This window comes from Pseudomonas sp. VEM90, from assembly GCF_054611535.1.
The window spans coordinates 24,952-40,840 of sequence record NZ_JBTRAR010000020.1 but is presented as its reverse complement, the minus strand read 5'-3'; the positions used below and the strand labels follow the sequence as shown (position 1 = coordinate 40,840).

Genomic DNA, 15,889 nt, shown 5'->3' with positions numbered 1-15,889 from the left:
GGTGGCTTCGGCGCGCTGGGTGGTCGGCTTCTCGGGGGGCTGATTTCGCTGAGATGGTGTTTCAGCGCCACTTCCAAGGTCATGCGCTCGGCGCCGCTGTAAGGGATGTACACGCCCCGACCATTTATTTCTTGCGGGCATGAAAAAGCCGCGCAGTGCGCGGCTTCTAAGCTGGTGGGCCCACACGGACTCGAACCGTGGACCAAAGGATTATGAGTCCTCTGCTCTAACCAACTGAGCTATAGGCCCTCAGTAAGTGGGCGGATTATAACGAGGGTTTCGCACCTGTGCCATCTGAAAGATCCGATAGTGCTATGCGAAGAAACGCGGCTGCGAATTCCTCTGGTGGTAGCGGGAGGCTGACGATGTAGCCCTGGATCTGCTCGCAGCCCTCGGCCGCCAGAAAACGCTGCTGGGCCTGGTTTTCCACGCCTTCGGCAATGATGGTCAACTGCATGCTGCGGCCCAGGGCAATGATCGCCCGGGCGATGGCGGCGTCGTGTGGGTCGTCGGGCAGGCCGCGGATGAACGACTTGTCGATCTTGAGGATGTCCAGCGGCAGGCGCTTGAGGTAGCTGAGCGAGGAATAGCCGGTGCCGAAGTCATCGATGGCTAGCTGTACGCCGAGTTTCTTCAGTTGGTACAGCACGGCCAGGGCCTCTTCTGCCTGGCTCATGATGAAGTTTTCGGTGATTTCCAACTGCAGGTCACCGGCCTTCAGCTGATGGTGCTTGAGCAGTTGTTCGATGCGCCGTGCCAGGTGTGGGTGGCGCAGCTGGGCGCCGGCAAGGTTGATCGACAGCGGGCCGAAGGGTTCGTAGTGCTGCTTCCAGGCCTGCATCTGCCGGCAGGCTTGCTCCAGTACCCAGTCGCCGAGCTGCAGGATGGTGCCGTTCTCTTCCGCCAGGTGGATGAAGTGTTCCGGCGGTACCTCACCAAAGGTCGGGTGGCTCCAGCGGATCAGCGCTTCGGCACCCACCAGGCTCTGGGTCTTCAGGCTGAGCTTGGGCTGGAAGCACAGGCTCATTTCGTTGCGTTCGACGGCCCGGCGCAGTTCATGCTCCAGGGCGATGCGCTCGCTGGCCTGGGCGGTGAGGTCGCGGGTGTAGGCTTCGACGCGGTTACGGCCTTTGGCCTTGGAGCGGTACATGGCGGCGTCGGCGTTGCGGATCAGTGTGGAGACGTCGGTGCCATCCTGTGGGTAAAGACTGATGCCGATGCTGGCGCTGGTGAAAAACTCGTGCTCGCCGGCCTGGAACGGTGCGTTGAAGCAGGCCAGTAGCTTGTTGGCGATAGTGCTGGCGTCACTGGGCTTGTGCAGGCCGGGCAGCAGAATGATGAATTCGTCGCCACCCAGGCGGGCTACGGTGTCAACGTCACGTACCTGCTCTTTCAAGCGCTGGGCGATGCCCTTGAGCAGCAGGTCACCGACCGGGTGGCCAAGGCTGTCGTTGATGTGCTTGAAGCGGTCGAGGTCCAGGAACAGCACTGCGCCCTGGCGGTTGGAGACCTGCGCGCAGGTGAGTACGCCCTGCAGCCGGTTTTCGAACAAGGTGCGATTGGGCAGGCCGGTCAGCGGGTCGTGGTGGGCCTGATAGTCGAGTTTGGCCTGGGCGTGCTTGATGCTGGAGATGTCTGCAAAAACCGCCACGAAGTGAGTGATCTCGCGGTCGCTGTTGCGCACGGCACTGATGGTCAGCCAGCTTGGGTAAAGTTCGCCGTTCTTGCGCTTGTTGTAGATTTCGCCCTGCCAGTGGCCCTCGTCGGTAAGCTGGTGCCACATGGCCAGATAGAAAGCGCTGTCGTGCTGGCCAGAGGCGAGCAGGCGCGGGGTCTGGCCGAGGGCTTCGATCTCGCTGTAGCCGGTGATTTCACTGAAGGCGCGGTTGACGGCACTGATGCGCTGGTCAATGTCGGTGATCAGCACGCCTTCGGCAGTGTTCTCGAACACGGTGGCGGCCAGTTGCAGCTTTTCTTGCATCAGGTGACGCTCGGTGATGTCGCGGGCGATGGTCAGCATGCAGTCGACGCCGGTAATCGGCAGGGGCCGGGCGGACAGCTCGCAAAGGCGGATCTGCCCGTCGCTGCGGCGGATATGGCAGGTGAAGTCGCGCACGAAGCCGTCGCGGTTGAGCTGGTCGACCAGGCGTTTGCGCTCGTTGAGGTCGACCCAGATGCCCAGGTCCAGCGAGGTCTGGTCGATGGTTGGGTTGAGGGCGTAGCCGGTGAGGCGGCAGAAGCCCTCGTTCACCTCCAGCAGCAACCCGTCGCTCTGGCGCGACAGCAGCAGGCCGTCGGGCGAGGCGTGGAAGGCCTTTGCGAACTTTTCTTCTGAAGTTTGCAGCTGCTGCTGGGTCTCCTTCAGCTGGCTGATGTCGCGTACTGCCACAACCAGCGCGGGCGTGCCGTCCAGTTCGAAGGTTTCGGCCGAAGTCAGGCCGGTGAACAGTTGGCCGTTGCTGCGGCGGAAGCTCATTTCCAGGTTGCGGATACCACCTTGGTGCAACCTTTCAAGCAGGAGCGGGCCACTGCCTTCTATGCCCCAAAGGTCAAGGTCGGTGGCGGTGCGGCCAATGACCTGGTCTGGCGGCAGGCCGATCTGCTCTTCAAACGCCTCGTTTACCTCCAGCAGGCAGCCATCGCTGTGGCGGGCGATCAGCAAGATATCGGGGCACTGCTGGAATACCGAGGCGAACTTCTGTTCGGACAGGCGCAGGGCGTCCTCAGTGCGCTTGGTTTCGCTGATGTCGATCATCAGCCCGCGCATCACGGGCTGGTGACCGTGTTCGATCATGCTGACGATGTTGCGTACCCAGAGGGGCTGGCCGTCAGCTCGGATCACCCGGTAGTCCAGGCTGTGGTCCCGCCCCGCTGCGGTCTCGCTGTCGCAGTAGGCCTGGGCCCAGAGCGCGTCCTCCGGGTGCAGGATGCTGCGCCAGAAACCGGGCCTGAGCCAGTCACTCAATGGGTAGCCGAGCAGGTCCTCGGCATGGGGGGAAACGTAGCTGTAGGTGAAGTCGTTGGCATCGGCTTCCCAGGCGATGGCTGACAGGCTCTCGACCAGGCCGCGATAGTGGTATTCGCTGCTGCGCAGCTCTTGCTCCAGGGCGATGCGCCGGGAAATTTCCGAGCTGAGCCGGCGGTTGATGCGAATGACCGCTGCCAGTACAGCCATCAGCAACAGCACCGCTGGCAGGCCATACACCAGCATGTCGGACCAGAACATCCGCTGGTCGACCACATTGCCTACCCAGTGCTGCTGGATCTGGCTGATTTCGCTGCTGCTCATGTCGGCCATCACTTTATCGAGAATGCCGACCAGCACGCTCTTGTCGCGGGGGACGGCCATCGCCAGCTGATAACGGTAGGGCGTTTCGCCGCTGACGTAGAGGCCTTCGAGCTTGAGTTGGCGCAGGCTCCAGATACTGGAAGCGAGGTCGCCGACCACGGCATCCACCTGGTCGGTGGCCAGGGCTTGCAGCGTGGAGCTGACGTTTGGCAGGGCAACCAGGTTGAGGTCCGGGTGGTGGGTGCGCAGCAACTCGTGCGGGGCGTAGTTTTCTACCACGGCGATTTTCAGGCCGTACAGGTCAGCCAGCTTTCGCGGTTGTGCGCCGCCTTTGTGCGCGAGGATGACAATGGGGAAGTCGAGGTATGGGCGAGTGAAGGCCAGGAAGCCCTGGCGTTCCGGGGTGGACATGATGCCGGGCAGCAGGTCGATACGGCTTTCCCGCGCCTGCGCCAGCACCTCGGTCCAGCTGCTGGGTTCGACCGGTTTGAACGTCACACCCAGGCGCTGCTGGATCATGGCGATGTAGTCGGCGGCCAATCCCTGGTAACGGCCCTCCTGGTCGCGAAACTCGAACGGTGGCCAAGAGGCGTCTACGCCCAGGTTGAGCTGCGGGTGGGCAGCCAGCCAGGTTTTCTCCTCATCTGTCAGGGTCAGGGCGCCGGCCGTTGTGTTCCACAGAATCAGGATCAGCAACAGAATGGCCGGCTTCAAGGACATGGCAGCCTCGCACTCAGGTGGTCTGAAGTCGAGTGTAGACGGGCATTGCTGCAGGCGTGCAACGGAAGGGGGGCTTTATGTGGCGGGCCACTAAAGAAAAACCCCGGCCTGGGCCGGGGTTTTGTCATCACTCGTCGAGGAAGGAGCGTAGGTGCTCGCTGCGAGTCGGGTGGCGCAGTTTGCGCAACGCCTTCGCTTCGATCTGACGGATCCGCTCACGCGTTACGTCAAACTGCTTGCCCACCTCTTCGAGGGTGTGGTCGGTGTTCATGTCGATACCGAAACGCATGCGCAGCACCTTGGCTTCGCGTGCAGTCAGGCCCGAGAGCACGTCACGGGTGGCTTCCTTGAGGCTTTCGACCGTGGCTACATCGATCGGGGACTGCATGGTGGAGTCCTCGATGAAGTCGCCCAGGTGCGAATCTTCGTCGTCACCGATCGGGGTTTCCATGGAGATCGGCTCTTTGGCGATCTTCAGTACCTTGCGGATCTTGTCCTCAGGCATTTCCATGCGCTCGCCCAGCTCTTCCGGCGTCGGTTCACGACCCATTTCCTGCAGCATCTGGCGGGAAATACGGTTGAGCTTGTTGATCGTCTCGATCATGTGCACCGGAATCCGGATGGTGCGTGCCTGGTCGGCGATCGAACGGGTGATCGCCTGACGGATCCACCAGGTGGCATAGGTCGAGAACTTGTAGCCGCGACGGTATTCGAACTTGTCCACCGCTTTCATCAAGCCGATGTTGCCTTCCTGGATCAGGTCGAGGAACTGCAGGCCACGGTTGGTGTACTTCTTGGCGATGGAAATCACCAGACGCAGGTTCGCCTCGACCATTTCTTTCTTGGCGCGGCGGGCCTTGGCTTCACCGATCGACATGCGACGGTTGATTTCCTTGATCTCGGCAACGGTCAGGCCGGTTTCGGTCTCAAGGTCGATCAGCTTCTGCTGGCAAGCGACGATGGCAGCGTTCTTTTCACCCAGGGCGGCTGCCCACTTGGTGTTACGCTTGGCCAGGTCACCGCTCCAGGTCTGGTCGGTTTCGTTGCTCGGGAACATGCGCAGGAAGTCGGCTCGCGGCATGCGGGCGTCACGTACGCACAGCTGCATGATGGCGCGTTCTTGCTGTCGCAGACGGCTCAGGGCGTCACGTACACGCTCGACCAGTACCTCGAACTGCTTCGGTACCAGCTTGATCGGCATGAACAGGTCGGCCAGGGCCTGCAGGGCCTCGATGCTTTCCTTGTGGCTACGACCATTTTTCTTCAGGACCTTGGAGGTTACCTGAAGCTGATCGGATACCGCACCGAAGCGCTGGGCCGCGACTACCGGGTCCGGGCCGCTCTCGGCCTCTTCCTCGTCGTCACCGCTTTCGGATTCTTCTTCGTCGTCGTCGGACTCTTCCTTCGCCGCAGCGGCCTTGGCGCCCGGGATCGGCACTTCTTCGGTTGGCGCGGCAATGTTGTCGTCAGGGTCGATGTAACCGCTGAGAACGTCCGACAGGCGGCCACCCTCGGTGGTGACGCGGTCATATTCGCCGAGAATGTAGTCGACAGTGCCCGGGAAGTGGGCGATGGCGCCCATGACTTCACGAATGCCTTCCTCGATACGCTTGGCGATTTCGATCTCGCCTTCGCGGGTCAGCAGCTCGACAGTACCCATTTCGCGCATATACATGCGCACCGGGTCGGTCGTGCGGCCGATATCGGTTTCAACTGCCGCCAACGCAGCAGCGGCTTCTTCGGCCGCGGCTTCATCGGTGTCGGCTTCCGCCAACAGAAGGGCATCCGCATCCGGAGCACTCTCGAATACGTTGATCCCCATGTCGTTGATCATGCGGATGATGTCTTCCACCTGTTCCGGATCTGAAATATCCTCAGGCAGGTGGTCGTTGACCTCCGCGTAAGTCAGGTAGCCCTGCTCACGACCGCGGGTGATCAACTCTTTGATACGAGACTGCTGTTGCGCTTTTCCGGACATAACACCCTATCCACTGAAGGTCTTGGCGGGCAAAAAACAAGCCGAGGATTATACCCGAGCATGGGCCTCACGCGCCAGATGAGGTCGGCGTTTGTGCGGGAACATTTCGGCTCAGCAGGGCGAGGAGCTGGGTTTTTTCCTCGCTGGTCAATTCGCTTTGACGTGATTTCCTGAGCAATTGTTCCAGGCTGCGCTCGCGTTGGCGGGCGGACAAGCTAGTTATGGTGTCGAAAAACTGTTGTTCAAGGTTGTCGGCCACGATAAGCCATTCCTTTTCCGCCAGGGCCCGCAGCAGGCGGCCCTGTTCGGTGCCATGCCAGCGTGCGATCAACTGCATTGAGCTTAGCCCAGGATTTTTCTGCGCGGCTTCGATCAGTGCAACCAGCAGCTGGCTGTACAGGTGTTCTTCGTCGGCGAAGTGGCTGGCATCCTCCACCTTGCCGGCCAGCAGCGGATGGTGCAGCAGGGTTCGCAGGGCGGCCAGGGTGGGCGGCTCGACCGGTGCTGGCACGCGGGGAGGTGCTTCGTCGCGTTGCTGCCAGGGCTTGCCGCCCTTGCGGTTCTTGTCCCAGGGCTTGTCGCTCCACGGCTTCTTGCTGCCACCCTTGTTGGGTTTCCACGCCTGCTCCTGATGAACGGGGGCAAAGTCGTGCTGCGGCATGTCGCCGTAGTCGGGGGTGTAGCTGGCCATGGCATCGTAGTCGTAGCCAGGGTCGTAGTCCGGCACGCTGCTGCCCGTCGGGGCGTGTTGCGCCAACTGCTCGACCTGCTGCGGGTCGAGGCCGGTGATTTCCCTCAGGCGGTTGCGCATTAGCTGGCGCAGGTTGGCGCCGGGGATTTTTTCGATCAGCGGTGCGGCCAAGGTCGCCATATGCGCCTTGCCTTCCAGTGAGCGCGGGTCGGCTTCGACGCCAAGTTGCTCGAAGAAGTAGTCGGCCAGCGGTTGGGCGTGCTGGTTGATGCGGGCCATGAAGGCGTCGGTACCTTCGGCGCGCACCAGGCTGTCCGGGTCTTCGCCTTCGGGCAGGAACAGGAAGCGCGCGCGACGGCCGTCCTGCAGGTTCGACAATGTCGATTCCAGTGCGCGCCAGGCGGCCTTGCGCCCGGCCTGGTCGCCGTCAAAACAGAACAGCACGCTGGGCACCACGCGGAACAGGCGCTTCAGGTGCTCTTCGCTGGTGGCGGTGCCAAGGGTGGCCACGGCATTGCGCAGGCCTTGCTGGGCCAGGGCAATGACGTCCATGTAGCCCTCGACGACGATGATCTCGTCGAGGTTGCGGTTGTGCTTGCGTGCCTCGTACAGCCCGTACAGCTCCTGCCCCTTGTGGAACACCGGGGTTTCCGGGGAGTTCAGGTACTTGGGCTTGTCGTCGCCGAGCACCCGGCCACCGAAGGCGATGATGCGCCCGCGGCTGTCACGTATCGGGAACATCACCCGGTCGCGGAAGCGGTCGTAGCGCTTGCCGCTCTCGGCGTTTTCGATCAGCAGGCCGGCATCGATCATCACCTTCTGCTGCAAGGTGTCGGCACCCAGGTGCTTGAGCAGGTTGTCCCAGCCGGGCGGGGCAAAGCCCAGGCCGAAGTCGCGGGCAATTTCCCCGGACAGGCCGCGGCCCTTGAGGTAGTCCACCGCTGCCTTGCGGGACGGGTGGCTGCGCAGGGCCTGGCGGTAGAACTCCGAGGCGGCGTCCAGTAGCGGATACAGCGGCGAGTCCGTCGGCTGGCGCGGCTTCTGGTCGCGGCGGCCTTGCTCGCGGGGCACTTCCATGCCCGCGGCGCGGGCCAGTTCCTCGACGGCCTGGGGGAAGTCCAGGTTGTCGTGGTCCATGACAAAGCCCAAGGCGTTGCCACCGGCGCCACAACCGAAGCAGTAGTAGAACTGCTTGTCGGGGCTGACCGTGAAGGACGGGGTTTTTTCTTTGTGGAACGGGCAGCAGGCGGAGTAGTTCTTGCCGGTTTTTTTCAGCTGGACGCGCGAACTCACCACGTCGACGATGTCGAGGCGGTTGATCAGGTCGTCAATGAAACTTTGGGGAATCAGCCCGGCCATGGCAGTCTCGTTATCTGGCAACTGGCAAGTCTAATCGCTCACGCGCCGAAGGGGGCGAGTGCTGCTTGGGGAAGTGCGAGGGAATGTGCTCGTCGCCAGCCCCTAAGGGCTCGTCAGTCGGACGTGCACGTCTGGTCATACAGCAAGGAGGACCAGCTCTGACGTTTCAGGCAGGTTGCCCAGATGCAGTTCGCATGAAGCTTGTGCAGGGCCTTGAGCTAGCTGCTCAAGTTTGAAGCGACCACTGCCATCGCCCGGGGGTTAGCCGGGCAGGGCAGAAGCTTTGCGTTGAACGCCTGTATTAGTACAGACGAACGGCGCGGCGCTGTTCGCGCTGAACTTTCTTGGCGTGACGCTTAACAGCAGCAGCTGCTTTGCGCTTACGCTCTGCGGTCGGCTTCTCGTAAAACTCGCGGCTACGAACTTCAGCCAGTACACCGGCTTTTTCGCAGGAGCGCTTGAAACGACGCAGAGCTACGTCGAAGGGTTCGTTCTCTTTAACTTTGACGGCTGGCATCCAGGGCTACCTTAATTCATTACCGGGGTAGACGTGCTCCTGGCAAAACAAAGGTGTGCTGGAGAACGTCGGTTTTCAAGGGTTGCGGATGTTAACCCTTAGCAAGCCGGAATGCAAAGCCTCTGATCGAAAACCGCTGGTCGGCACCCGACACGGGGACTATCATGCGCGGCTTCGAATTCAGCCCCCACAAGGGACGAGCCCATGCTAGTACTGGGATTGGAAACATCCTGCGACGAAACTGGCGTCGCATTATACGACAGTGAACGCGGTTTGTTGGCCGACGCACTGTTCAGCCAGATCGACCTGCACCGCGCCTTCGGTGGCGTGGTGCCTGAGCTTGCCTCGCGTGATCACGTCAAGCGCATGCTGCCGCTCATCCGCCAGGTGCTGGACGAGGCAGGTTGCGTTGCCACCGAAATCGACGCCATCGCCTACACCGCGGGCCCCGGCCTGGTCGGCGCCTTGCTGGTGGGCGCATCCTGCGCCCAGGCGCTGGCCTTTGCCTGGGACATCCCGGCGATCGGTGTGCATCACATGGAGGGCCACCTGCTGGCGCCCATGCTGGAAGAAAACCCGCCGGAGTTTCCGTTCGTCGCTTTGTTGGTTTCCGGTGGCCATACCCAGCTGGTCCGGGTCGATGGCATCGGTCAGTACGAACTGTTGGGCGAGAGCCTGGACGACGCTGCCGGTGAAGCGTTCGACAAGACCGCCAAGCTGATCGGCCTCAATTATCCCGGTGGTCCGGAAATCGCGCGTCTGGCCGAACAAGGTGTGGCCGGGCGCTTCGTGTTCCCACGGCCAATGACCGATCGGCCAGGCCTGGAATTCAGCTTCAGTGGCCTCAAGACCTTCGCCCTGAACACCTGGCAGCAATGCAAGAATGCTGGCGACGACAGTGAGCAAACCCGTTGCGACCTGTCTCTGGCATTCCAGCAGGCGGTGGTGGAGACTTTGACCATCAAGTGCAAGCGGGCGCTCAAGCAGACCGGCCTAAAGCGCCTGGTCATCGCGGGTGGCGTGAGTGCCAACAAGGCCCTGCGCGCGTCCCTGGAGGACATGCTCGGTAGCATCAAGGGCAACGTGTACTACGCGCGCCCGCAATTCTGTACCGACAATGGTGCGATGATCGCCTATGCCGGTTGCCAGCGCCTGTTGGCCGGGCAGCAGCAAGACCTGGGGATCAGCGTGCAGGCACGCTGGCCGATGGAGCAGTTGCCGCCGCTGTAAGGTAGGGCGTCGAAGGTTCAGAAGTGGCGTTCGCGCCCTGCAAACAAGTCGCGCAGGTTGTTGCGGTGGCGCCACACGATCATCACTGTCAGTACGCTGATCGGTAGCAGGGCCTCCGGCTCGCGCCAGGCCAGCAACGGCAAGGTGAGTGGCGTGGCAATCAGTGCCGCCAGTGAGCTGGTGCGCGTGAGGTAGAAGGTCAGCAGCCAGGCGCCGATGGCCAGCAGCGCTGCCGGGAAATACAGGCCCATGAGCATGCCGGCTGCTGTCGCCACGCCCTTGCCGCCCTTGAAACGGAAGTACAGGGGGAACAGATGGCCCAGCACCGCGCATATGCCCACCCAGGCCTGCGCGTGCAGGTCCAGCCCGGCAGCGCGGGCGAGCAATACCGGCAAAAGGCCCTTGCACAGGTCGCCTAGCAGGGTCAGGATCGCCAGTTTACGGCCTGCCAGGCGTAGCATGTTGGTGGCGCCGGCATTGCCTGAACCGCTGGAACGCGGGTCCGGGCTGCCCGAGAGGCGGCTGAGAACAATGGCGAAGGACAGCGAGCCGAGCAGGTAGGCGAGCAACGCCAGTAACCAAAACATGCTAACTATTCCGGGCGAGGACGCCCTGATTCTAACGGCGCCAGTCGCCCTTGTCGTGCTGTGGAGAGAAGTGCTTGGACAGAGTGTTCATCGAAGGCCTGGAAGTCGATACCGTCATCGGTGCCTATGACTGGGAGCGGGATATTCGCCAGTGCTTGCGCCTGGACCTGAGCTTTGCCTGGGACAACCGCCCGGCCGCCGCCGGAGACGACCTGAACCTGGCGCTGGACTATGCCAGTGTGTCGGCGCGCATCCAGGCGTTTGCCGAACAGGCCCGTTTCGAGCTGGTTGAGACATTTGCCGAGCGCCTGGTGGCAACCCTGATGGACGAGTTCCACATCCCCTGGGTGCGGTTGAAGCTGACCAAGCCGGGCGCGGTGCCGGCGGCCCTTGGTGGTGTAGGCGTGGAGATCGAGCGCGGATGTCTCTGAGCACGGTTTACCTGGGACTGGGCAGCAACATCGACCGTGAGGCGCATTTGTGCGCCGGGCTCGATGCGTTGGCTGGCATCCTGACTGACATGCGCTGTTCGCCGGCCTTCGAAAGCCAGGCGGTGGGCATCAAGAGCGGGCCGTTCATCAACTTCGTGGTGACCGGGCAAACCGCGTTGCCGTTGATCGAGCTGGACCGCCGGCTGAAGTTCATCGAGGCCGACAATGGCCGCTATGCACCGGACCGCAAGGGGTTGCCGCTGGATATCGACGTGCTGATGTATGGCGATTTGCACGGTACCTTCGATGGGCTGGTGCTGCCCCGGGCCGAGATCCTGAAGAACGCCTTTGTGCTGTGGCCGCTGTCGTTGCTGGCGCCCGACCTGGTGCATCCGGGGGTGGGCAAACGGATGGCGCAGCTGTGGCAGGAAGCGCAGATCGATCAGGTACTCGCCCCGGTCGCCTTTGAGTGGCGCGGGTTGCAGTTGACGCCCGCTTAAGCCTGTATCGGCCTCTTCGCGGGTAAACCCGCTCCTACAACGGCCTGTGCCCAGCCCTTGATGTGTGCCCCCTGTAGGAGCGGGTTTACCCGCGAATACGGTGGTGGCTGCGACGGTGAACAGCGGGTGGAAATTGGCCCGCAGGGCCCGGCCCTTTCGCGGGTGAACCCGCTCCTACAACGGCCTGTGCCCAGCCCTTGATGTGTGCCCCTGTAGGAGCGGGTTTACCCGCGAATACGGTGGCGGCTGCGACGGTGAACAGCGGGTGGAAATTGGCCAGCAGGCCCGGCCCTTTCGCGGGTGAACCCGCTCCTACAACGGCCTGTGCCCAACCTCTGATGTGTGCCCCTGTAGGAGCGGGTTTACCCGCGAATACGGTGGCGGCTGCGACGCTGAACAGCGGGTGGAAATTGGCCAGCAGGCCCGGCCCTTTCGCGGGTGAACCCGCTCCTACAGCGGCTTCAGCCGCGAAGAGGCGGGTATGTCTAGCCGCGCTGGTAAGCCTCGAGCGCTTTCAGCCGCTCACCTTTGAGTGCTTCGCCCAGGGCCTTGCCCGTGAACCCGGCTTGCACCAACGGCTTCACATCCACCGCTCGCGCCGCCGCTGCTGCGCCTCGCAGGTAATCGGCCTGTGGGTAACCCTGCTCGCCATCGCCCAACGCCGCCATCTCGCAAACGACCACAAAATCCTCGAACCGCTGCGGCCGTCGGTAGACATCGAACTTCTGCAACAGCTCCAGCAGTGCCGTGGCAGGCAGTTCGAGCGCCTGATTGCCCTGCGCCAGGCATTCCCCTGTCAGCATGGCCAGTTCCTGGCACTCACGCGGTGCCTTCAGGCGCTGATTGACGGTTTTGATCGATGTCGGTGCCAACCCGCGCAACAGGCAGGCCCAGCGCACGTGCAGCGGTTGTTCGTGCGCCGCTGCCTGCTCCAGCGCCGACAGTGTCCGGGAGCCGTCATCAAGCTCAGGCAGTAGCTCCTGCAGGGCCCCGCACGCGCTCATTATCTTGAAGAACACCTGCGGTTGCGCTTCCATCAGCGCGCGCTCGATTTCCTTCCAGCTGCGCTCGGCAGTGAGTGCCTGTAGTTCTCCCGAGGCGCTGATCTGGCGCATCAGCGCCAAGGTGTCATCGGCAACCCGGAACCCCAAGGGTGCGTAGCGGGCAGCAAAGCGTGCAACACGCAGCACGCGCAATGGATCCTCGGAGAATGCCGGGGAAACATGGCGTAGCAGGCGTTGATCCAGATCTTTCTTGCCTTGGTAGGGGTCGTAGACCGTGCCCGCCTCATCCTCGGCCATCGCATTGATGGTGAGGTCGCGACGGATCAGGTCTTCTTCCAGGGTTACGTCGGGGCTGGCGTGAAAAGTGAACCCGCCGTAGCCTCGCCCGCTCTTGCGCTCGGTGCGCGCCAGGGCGTATTCCTCGCCGGTTTTCGGGTGCAGGAACACCGGGAAATCGGCACCTACCGGCCGATAGCCCTTGGCGAGCATTTCTTCGACGGTGGCGCCCACCACCAGCCAGTCGATATCGCTGACAGGGCGGCCGAGCAGGCGGTCGCGCACGGCGCCGCCAACTTTGTAAATGTGCATGTGCAGCTCTCCATAACTGCCGACAGGATAACCCGTCGGCGGTCATGGGGTTGCATCAGAGGTGGTGGATAACGGCCAGGTCCATGCGGCCGTAGTCGGCGCTTTCGCTATGCTCGCCGCGCGGCGGCATGTGGTGAGTATTCATCACTTGCTCGCCCTGCACGGTCTCCAGGTGGATATCGAAACCCCACAGACGATGCAGGTGCTTGAGCACTTCGTCGGTCGAGTCGCCCAGCGGTTTGCGGTTGTGTTGCTGGTGTCGCAGGGTCAGCGAGCGGTCTCCGCGGCGGTCGACGCTCCAGATCTGCACGTTCGGTTCACGGTTGCCGAGGTTGTACTGCGCTGCCAACTGCTCCCGAATCACCCGGTAACCGGCTTCATCATGGATGGCGGGCACCAGCAGGTCGTCGCGTTGGTCGTCATCGAGGATGCTGAACAGCTTGAGGTCGCGCATCACTTTGGGCGACAGGTACTGCAGGATGAAGCTCTCGTCCTTGAAGCTGCTCATGGCGAACTTGATGGTAGAAAGCCAGTCGCTGCCGGCAATGTCGGGGAACCAGTGGCGATCTTCCTCGGTGGGGTTTTCGCACATGCGGCGGATGTCGGTGTACATCGCAAAGCCCAGCGCGTAGGGGTTGATGCCGCTGTAGTACGGGCTGTCGAAGCCGGGCTGGAACACCACGCTGGTGTGCGACTGCAAGAACTCCATCATGAAGCCTTCGGTAATCAGCCCCTCATCGTACAGGTCGTTCATCAGGGTGTAGTGCCAGAAGGTTGCCCAACCTTCATTCATGACCTGGGTCTGGCGCTGCGGGTAGAAGTACTGGGCGATCTTGCGCACGATGCGCACGACCTCACGTTGCCAGGGTTCAAGCAGCGGGGCGTTCTTCTCGATGAAATACAGGATGTTTTCCTGCGGTTCGGCGGGGAAGCGCCCCTCATCGCGGTCGTTACCCTTTTCGGCGTTTTTCGGAATTGTCCGCCAAAGATCGTTGATCTGACGCTGAAGATGCTCTTCGCGCTCCTGTTGCCGGCGCCGCTCTTCTTCGGCAGAAATAGGATAGGGCCGCTTGTAGCGGTCGACACCGTAGTTCATCAGGGCATGGCAGGAGTCGATCAAGTCCTCCACTGCATCGATACCGTGGCGCTCTTCGCACTGGGCGATGTACTGCTTGGCGAACACCAGATAGTCGATGATCGAGCTCGCGTCAGTCCAGGTGCGGAACAGGTAATTGCCTTTGAAAAAACTGTTATGGCCGTAGCAGGCGTGGGCAATCACCAGTGCCTGCATGCACATGGTGTTTTCTTCCATCAGGTAGGCGATACAAGGGTCGGAGTTGATCACGATCTCGTAGGCCAGACCCATTTGGCCGCGGCTATAGGACTTTTCCGTGCTGAGGAACTGCTTGCCGTAGGACCAGTGGTGGTAGCCCAGCGGCATGCCGACCGAGGCGTAGGCGTCCATCATCTGCTCGGCAGTGATTACCTCGATCTGGTTGGGGTAGGTGTCCAGGGCGTAACGCTCGGCCAGACGGCTGATTTCCCGGTCGTAGGTCTGGATCAGCTCGAACGTCCACTCGGACCCAGTGGAAATGGGTTGGCGTCTCTGTGCTCTGGCGGTCATGTGGCTAACCTGCGCTGGAAGAGTTCACGGAAGACCGGGTAGATGTCGCCGGCCGATACCAGCTGCTGTTGGGCGAACGTGTCGGGGAAAGCATCGCCGATACGCTCGTACTCATACCACAGCGCCTGGTGTTCACGGGGGGTGATCTCAACGTAAGTGTAGTACTGCACATGCGGCATGATCTGTTTGGAGAGGATGTCGCGGCAGATGGGCGAGTCGTCGTTCCAGTTGTCACCATCAGAAGCCTGCGCGGCATAAATGTTCCAGTCGCTGGCCGGGTAGCGCTCGGCCATGATTTCCTGCATCAGCTTGAGGGCACTGGAGACGATGGTGCCGCCGGTTTCCCGCGAATAGAAGAATTCTTCTTCGTCGACTTCCCGGGCGCTGGTGTGATGGCGAATGAACACGACTTCGATGCGCTCGTAGTTACGCTTGAGGAACAGGTACAGCAGGATGAAGAAGCGCTTTGCGATGTCCTTGGTGGCCTGGGTCATCGAGCCGGATACGTCCATCAGGCAGAACATCACTGCCTTCGAGCTTGGGTTGGGTTGCTTGACCAGCAGGTTGTACTTGAGGTCGAAGGTGTCGAGGAAGGGCAGGCGGTTGATACGCGCTTTCAGGCGCTCGATTTCCTGTTCGATTTCCTGGATATCGGTGAAATTGTCCGGCTCTTCGACCCGCAGGCGGTTGAGTTCCTTTTGTGCTTCGCGCAGCAGCGCGCGGCTGCTGCCGGTCAGGGCGATACGGCGGGCATGGGCCGAGCGCAGGGTGCGCACGATGTTGATGCGTGACGGGTTGCCTTCGTTGGCGATGCCGGCGCGAACAGTCTTGAAGGTGTCGGCGCCAGTCAGGTGACGTTTGACCAGGTTGGGTAGCTCAAGGTCTTCGAACATGAATTCGAGAAATTCTTCCTGGGTGATCTGGAAGACGAACTCGTCCATGCCTTCGCCGGAATTGCCGGCCTTGCCGCGACCGCCACCACCTCCACCGCCTTGCGGCCGTGGGATGTGTTCACCGGCAGTGAATTCTTTGTTGCCAGGGTGCACGATGGTCTGTTTGCCCCCACGACCATGATGCAAGACCGGTTCGTCGATGTCGCGCCCGGGAATACTGATCTGCTCGCCGTGTTCCATATCCATGATGGAACGGCGGCTCACCGCCTCTTCGACGGCCTTCTTGATATGTTCGCGGTACCGCCGCAGAAAGCGTTGGCGGTTGACCGTGCTCTTGTTCTTGCCGTTCAGGCGTCGGTCTATAACGTAGCTCATGGTCCCTCCGGTGACTGGATGCAGCTGCAACCCACAAGCTGCAAGCCACAAGCTTCAAGCTGCAAGAAAGAGCAGCCACCGCCGCCGCAAGCTGTGACGCGGG

The 15,889-nt window shown here is 61.8% G+C and carries 11 protein-coding genes and 1 tRNA gene; 3 read left to right on the top strand and 9 right to left on the bottom strand.

Annotated elements, in window-relative coordinates; genetic code table 11:
- Positions 1-172 precede the first annotated feature (172 nt).
- The 5 genes from ACYCCG_RS18805 to rpsU form a co-directional block, all read right to left on the bottom strand.
- Positions 173-249, bottom strand: a tRNA-Ile gene (locus ACYCCG_RS18805).
- A 16-nt stretch (positions 250-265) separates the two neighbouring features.
- On the bottom strand, positions 266-4,009 hold the full coding sequence (locus ACYCCG_RS18800) for an EAL domain-containing protein (RefSeq protein ID WP_392461893.1): 3,744 nt from the start codon (positions 4,007-4,009) through the stop codon (positions 266-268).
- 127 nt (positions 4,010-4,136) lie between these two features.
- Positions 4,137-5,987 carry an RNA polymerase sigma factor RpoD gene (gene rpoD, locus ACYCCG_RS18795; protein ID WP_021782703.1) on the bottom strand — a complete coding sequence of 617 codons (1,851 nt, stop codon included), beginning with the start codon at positions 5,985-5,987 and terminating at the stop codon, positions 4,137-4,139.
- A 67-nt stretch (positions 5,988-6,054) separates the two neighbouring features.
- Positions 6,055-8,037 (bottom strand): DNA primase, encoded by a 1,983-nt coding sequence (dnaG, locus tag ACYCCG_RS18790; protein WP_209968404.1) that lies wholly within the window; start codon positions 8,035-8,037, stop codon positions 6,055-6,057.
- Between the two features lie 301 nt (positions 8,038-8,338).
- A complete protein-coding gene (gene rpsU / locus ACYCCG_RS18785) occupies positions 8,339-8,554 on the bottom strand; it encodes a 30S ribosomal protein S21 (RefSeq protein ID WP_003255575.1) in 216 nt (71 codons plus the stop codon).
- A 204-nt stretch (positions 8,555-8,758) separates the two neighbouring features.
- On the opposite strand from rpsU, the gene tsaD reads away from it, so the two are divergent.
- A complete protein-coding gene (gene tsaD, locus ACYCCG_RS18780) occupies positions 8,759-9,784 on the top strand; it encodes a tRNA (adenosine(37)-N6)-threonylcarbamoyltransferase complex transferase subunit TsaD (protein WP_209968401.1) in 1,026 nt (341 codons plus the stop codon).
- Between the two features lie 17 nt (positions 9,785-9,801).
- Here tsaD and plsY read toward each other — a convergent pair whose 3' ends face one another.
- The gene (gene plsY, locus ACYCCG_RS18775) at positions 9,802-10,371 is read right to left on the bottom strand and encodes a glycerol-3-phosphate 1-O-acyltransferase PlsY (protein ID WP_014589441.1); all 570 of its coding nucleotides are present in this window, start codon (positions 10,369-10,371) and stop codon (positions 9,802-9,804) included.
- A gap of 74 nt (positions 10,372-10,445) precedes the next feature.
- Here plsY and folB point away from each other — a divergent pair, with 74 nt between their 5' ends.
- Positions 10,446-10,802 carry a dihydroneopterin aldolase gene (gene folB, locus ACYCCG_RS18770; protein WP_176683508.1) on the top strand — a complete coding sequence of 119 codons (357 nt, stop codon included), beginning with the start codon at positions 10,446-10,448 and terminating at the stop codon, positions 10,800-10,802.
- The gene (gene folK, locus ACYCCG_RS18765; RefSeq protein ID WP_209968398.1) at positions 10,793-11,302 is read left to right on the top strand and encodes a 2-amino-4-hydroxy-6-hydroxymethyldihydropteridine diphosphokinase; all 510 of its coding nucleotides are present in this window, start codon (positions 10,793-10,795) and stop codon (positions 11,300-11,302) included. The genes folB and folK overlap by 10 nt, the downstream gene beginning before the upstream one ends.
- Positions 11,303-11,787: 485 nt before the next feature.
- On the opposite strand, the gene ACYCCG_RS18760 is transcribed toward folK, so the two are convergent.
- From ACYCCG_RS18760 to ACYCCG_RS18750, 3 genes are read right to left on the bottom strand one after another with little or no spacing between them, the layout of a single operon-like run.
- Entirely contained in the window at positions 11,788-12,894 is a 1,107-nt protein-coding gene (locus ACYCCG_RS18760) for a multifunctional CCA addition/repair protein (RefSeq protein ID WP_339535919.1), read from the bottom strand.
- Positions 12,895-12,949: 55 nt separating this feature from the next.
- Positions 12,950-14,518, bottom strand: coding sequence for a SpoVR family protein (locus ACYCCG_RS18755; protein WP_209968390.1), 1,569 nt, complete (start codon positions 14,516-14,518; stop codon positions 12,950-12,952).
- Entirely contained in the window at positions 14,515-15,786 is a 1,272-nt protein-coding gene (locus tag ACYCCG_RS18750; protein WP_176683504.1) for a YeaH/YhbH family protein, read from the bottom strand. The genes ACYCCG_RS18755 and ACYCCG_RS18750 overlap by 4 nt, the downstream gene beginning before the upstream one ends.
- Positions 15,787-15,889: the final 103 nt, after the last annotated feature.

What these genes read in the sequence shown, in the direction of transcription:
- ACYCCG_RS18800 (WP_392461893.1), bottom strand. Translation starts at nt 4,009, where the DNA reads ATGTCCTTGAAGCCGGCCATTCTGTTGCTGATCCTGATTCTGTGGAAC.
- rpoD (WP_021782703.1), bottom strand. Translation starts at nt 5,987, where the DNA reads ATGTCCGGAAAAGCGCAACAGCAGTCTCGTATCAAAGAGTTGATCACC.
- dnaG (WP_209968404.1), bottom strand. Translation starts at nt 8,037, where the DNA reads ATGGCCGGGCTGATTCCCCAAAGTTTCATTGACGACCTGATCAACCGC.
- rpsU (WP_003255575.1), bottom strand. Translation starts at nt 8,554, where the DNA reads ATGCCAGCCGTCAAAGTTAAAGAGAACGAACCCTTCGACGTAGCTCTG.
- tsaD (WP_209968401.1), top strand. Translation starts at nt 8,759, where the DNA reads ATGCTAGTACTGGGATTGGAAACATCCTGCGACGAAACTGGCGTCGCA.
- plsY (WP_014589441.1), bottom strand. Translation starts at nt 10,371, where the DNA reads ATGTTTTGGTTACTGGCGTTGCTCGCCTACCTGCTCGGCTCGCTGTCC.
- folK (WP_209968398.1), top strand. Translation starts at nt 10,793, where the DNA reads ATGTCTCTGAGCACGGTTTACCTGGGACTGGGCAGCAACATCGACCGT.
- ACYCCG_RS18760 (WP_339535919.1), bottom strand. Translation starts at nt 12,894, where the DNA reads ATGCACATTTACAAAGTTGGCGGCGCCGTGCGCGACCGCCTGCTCGGC.
- ACYCCG_RS18755 (WP_209968390.1), bottom strand. Translation starts at nt 14,518, where the DNA reads ATGACCGCCAGAGCACAGAGACGCCAACCCATTTCCACTGGGTCCGAG.
- ACYCCG_RS18750 (WP_176683504.1), bottom strand. Translation starts at nt 15,786, where the DNA reads ATGAGCTACGTTATAGACCGACGCCTGAACGGCAAGAACAAGAGCACG.